The organism is Methanoculleus chikugoensis, from assembly GCF_900095385.1.
Classification (GTDB): domain Archaea; phylum Halobacteriota; class Methanomicrobia; order Methanomicrobiales; family Methanoculleaceae; genus Methanoculleus; species Methanoculleus chikugoensis_A.
On the sequence record NZ_FMID01000050.1, the window covers coordinates 1 to 3,617 of the forward strand.

At 62.8% G+C, this 3,617-nt stretch carries 5 protein-coding genes; all 5 read left to right on the forward strand.

The features are described from left to right. Positions 1-327 precede the first annotated feature (327 nt). Positions 328-999 (forward strand): MarC family protein, encoded by a 672-nt coding sequence (locus tag L21_RS10925; RefSeq protein WP_074370505.1) that lies wholly within the window; start codon positions 328-330, stop codon positions 997-999. Next, a complete protein-coding gene (locus L21_RS10930) occupies positions 996-1,202 on the forward strand; it encodes a hypothetical protein (RefSeq protein ID WP_074370506.1) in 207 nt (68 codons plus the stop codon). The genes L21_RS10925 and L21_RS10930 overlap by 4 nt, the downstream gene beginning before the upstream one ends. After that, the gene (locus L21_RS10935; RefSeq protein ID WP_074370507.1) at positions 1,199-1,996 is read left to right on the forward strand and encodes a nitrilase-related carbon-nitrogen hydrolase; all 798 of its coding nucleotides are present in this window, start codon (positions 1,199-1,201) and stop codon (positions 1,994-1,996) included. Before L21_RS10930 ends, L21_RS10935 begins: the two co-directional genes overlap by 4 nt. A gap of 9 nt (positions 1,997-2,005) precedes the next feature. Further along, positions 2,006-2,749, forward strand: coding sequence for a metal-dependent hydrolase (locus L21_RS10940; protein ID WP_074370508.1), 744 nt, complete (start codon positions 2,006-2,008; stop codon positions 2,747-2,749). A gap of 62 nt (positions 2,750-2,811) precedes the next feature. Beyond that, on the forward strand, positions 2,812-3,617 hold an 806-nt coding region (gene thrC / locus L21_RS10945), incomplete at its 3' end, for a threonine synthase (RefSeq protein WP_074370509.1).

Consider the following 3,617-nt stretch of genomic DNA (forward strand, 5'->3'; position numbering starts at 1 on the left):
AGGGGGGATGCTCCCCCCTCCCCGTCAGCCCCACCCCCAATGGCGATATCCCCTTGAAATCCGTGCCAGATGCAACTAAAGAAAACCGTCAGGTGCGCAGGCCACACAGTCCACTGTCCCAGGCTTTCCTCATTGTATAACCCCACCTCTCGCCACACCGTAAACCTCCCGAACCCCGGAAAGACCCCGCATGGGAATAACCCCGCACCGCCGGAACCCGCTGTCGGAAACATTCTTCACAAAAGAGGATTTCCGGAGCAACGAATCGCCCTCCCTCCCCCAAAACCACAAGTGCTAATATCGAACCAACCGAATATCAGACTACAAATGGTGGATCTCCTGAGTTTTGTGCTGCTGAGTTTCTCTTCGATCCTCATCGTAGTGAACCCGCTTGCAGCAACCCTGATCTTCGTCTCCCTCACCGGCACGATGGACCAGGCAGCCAAACTCAGGGTCGCCCGTGACGCAACCCGTTTCGCCCTGATCACCCTGCTGCTCTTCACCTTTGCAGGCGGCTGGATCCTGCAGCTCTTCGGCATCTCCATCGAGGCATTCCGCATCGCAGGCGGAATCCTCCTCTTCGGCATAGGCATGGACATGGTCTACGCCAAGACTTCCCGGACGAAGATGACGGCTACCGAGAAGTACGAAGGGCAGGACGCAGACGACATCGCCGTCATGCCGCTCGCAATCCCGATGATCGCGGGGCCCGGTGCCATCACCTCCGTAATCGTGCTGATGAACGAGGCGATGGCCACAAACGGCGCGATGGGCATGAACATTGCCGCAATCGCCGTCGTGCCGCTCGCTGCCGTTACGGCCATCTGGATCACCTATTATATGATGCGGAATGCCGACATCATCGTCCGGCGCATCGGCCAGCGGGAGTACCGCGCCGTCAACCGGTTGATGGGGATGCTCCTCATCGCAATCGCAGTCCAGTTCATTATCGTCGGCATCAGAACCGCCTTCCCCATACTCACCGGAGGTATTGCATGACCCACGACCTTACGTTTCCCGGAGCCGCCCTGATCAGCACCTGCATCATTGCAGGCGGGATCCTGATCGCGGCGCAGATGTTCGCTGTCGTTATCCCGTTCGCCCCGTACGTCATGGTGGCGCTCGCCGTGCTCGTCGTCCTCGGCGCCGCCATGCTCATCTTCTCCTGCCGGGGCCGGGACGCGAGCCCGTCTCAAGAATGACGAAGATAACGCTTGCCCAGATCGCCGGAGGCCGCGGCAGCCCTGCGGAGATGCTCGAGGCGGCTGGCCGGATGGCCGGGGAGGCGGGAGCGGCGGGAGCATCGCTCATCTGTTTTCCCGAGCAGTTCGTAACCGGATGGTCGCCGAAGATCCCGCCGGGCTCCGGCGAACCCCTGGACGGCCCGCTCACTGCCGCGTTTTCGCAGATAGCACGGGAGAACGGTATCGCGGTCGCAGGGTCGATCGTCGAGGCGGGAGAAGGATGCCGCCCTAGAAACACCGTCGTGGTGCTCGATAAAGACGGAGAACTCCTCGCCGCCTACGCAAAGATCCACCTCTTCTCCCCCGAGGGGGAGGACCGAAACTACACTGCAGGCGACCGGATCGCCACGTTCACCATCGACGGGACGAAGTTCGGGATTGCCGTCTGCTACGACCTGCGGTTCCCTGAACTCTTCCGGATCTACGCCATAGCCGGCGTCGAGTGCATGCTGGTCCCGGCGGCATGGCCCTGCTCCCGGGTCTCTCACTGGGAGACCCTGCTCCCCGCACGGGCTCTCGAGAACCGGTACTACGTGGCCGGGGTCAACACGGCCGGCCGGCCGGGCGCGCCCTGCTGCGGGGGGTCGCTCGCCGCCGATCCGGACGGCACCGTCATCAGCCGGTGCGGGGCCGGAGAAGAGGCCTTCACCGTCGAGGTCGATCCGGCGGCGGTTCATGAGGCACAATCCACACTTCCTTCACTTTCAGACCGCAGAAGTGACCTTTATCACAGACTGCTCTCTAAATTTTAGAGATTTCCCATGCGGGGTGACCAGCACGTATCGCTCAGTCTCGCCACGGCAGCGCTCCTTATCGCTCCCTGGGCTACCGTCATCGACCCGCCCGTGATCGCCGTCCTTCTCTTCGGTGTTTTCGTCGGATCGCTTGCCCCGGACGCAGACGCCGTCGATGCAGCGATATTCAACGGCAGAATTGCCGGCGCGAAAGGGAAGAGAGGGCAGGTCGTAAACGGTTTTGCCGTGGTGCTTCCGGTCTTCGGCTATACCATCAGGTATCTCATTTACTACCCGCTCTCCCTCGTCTTCATGCTGCTCCTCCGGAAGAGTTACCGGCACAGGCACCGCGGGCTGCTCCACTCGTTCTCGGGCGTCGCGCTGACAACGCTCGTCCTCTCCGGTTACCTGGCGCTCATCCTCACCTGGCTCGGGAGTTCCCTCGCGCTCCTCCCGGCGTTCGGGTGCGCGTTCTTTGCAGGGTGCATTCTTCACCTCGTGGAGGACACCTGCACCCCGGCCGGGGTCGCCTGGCTCTATCCCTTCTCCCGGAGGCGGGTGGCCGGGCGTGTCCGGAGCCGGGGATCCTTTGAGGTGCGCCCTGCAGCCTTCACCATCGTGCTCGTCGTAGCGGCGGCCGGGTTCTCCGTCGCGCCGTTCGTGACCGACATCCCGGTCGAAGAACTCGGATCCCTCGCGCTCGTCGCCGCCCCCGTCCTCTGGCTGCTCTTCATGCTCGTCTCCCGCGTCCGGCCCGAGCGGCGGCAGTAAGCCGAACCTTCCGGGAACCATGGCATATCTATACGTATCCGCGCGACCAACGATCCTCTACTATGTACCGTCTCGTCTGCGTTCATTGTGGTGCAATCTACTCACCGGACCAGATCATCTATACGTGCAACCGCTGCGGACACCTGCTGACCGTCGAATACGACATGGACGGCATCGACGTCTCACGTGACGAATGGAACCGACGCCCTCTCTCCGTCTGGCGCTACCGCGAACTCCTCCCGGTTCGGGGCGAACCGGTCTCCCTCCAGGAAGGGGGCACCCCGCTCTACCACTTGAAGAAGATCGGCAAAGAGCTGGGTCTTTCCGAACTCTACGCAAAACACGAGGGGATGAACCCGACCGGTTCGTTCAAGGACCGCGGCATGACCGTGGGCGTCAGCATGGCCTGCGAACTCGGGATGAAAAGCGTCGCCTGCGCGAGCACCGGGAACACCTCCGCAAGCCTCGCTGCCTACGCGGCGAAGGCCGGCGTCCCCTGCGTCGTTCTCCTGCCCGCAGGAAAAGTCGCTCTCGGGAAGGTTGCCCAGGCGCTGATGCACGGCGCCCGGGTCATCTCCATCCGCGGCAACTTTGATCGGGCGCTCGAGATGGTACACGAACTCTGCATCAGCCACGGCCTCTATCTCCTGAACTCGGTCAACCCCTACCGGCTGGAGGGGCAGAAGACGATCGGGTTCGAGGCGATCGACCAGCTCGGCGGCGAGGTGCCCGACCGGATAGTTCTCCCGGTCGGGAACGCAGGCAACATCTCCGCGGTCTACAAAGGGCTTCGGGAACTTGAGGCCCTCGGGTTCATCGATCGGCTGCCGATGATGACCGGCATCCAGGCTGCCGGCTCGCAGCCGGT

Bases quoted from the DNA above. Each gene is read 5' to 3' on its own strand.
- L21_RS10925 (WP_074370505.1), top strand. From the start codon at position 328: ATGGTGGATCTCCTGAGTTTTGTGCTGCTGAGTTTCTCTTCGATCCTC.
- L21_RS10930 (WP_074370506.1), top strand. From the start codon at position 996: ATGACCCACGACCTTACGTTTCCCGGAGCCGCCCTGATCAGCACCTGC.
- L21_RS10935 (WP_074370507.1), top strand. From the start codon at position 1,199: ATGACGAAGATAACGCTTGCCCAGATCGCCGGAGGCCGCGGCAGCCCT.
- L21_RS10940 (WP_074370508.1), top strand. From the start codon at position 2,006: ATGCGGGGTGACCAGCACGTATCGCTCAGTCTCGCCACGGCAGCGCTC.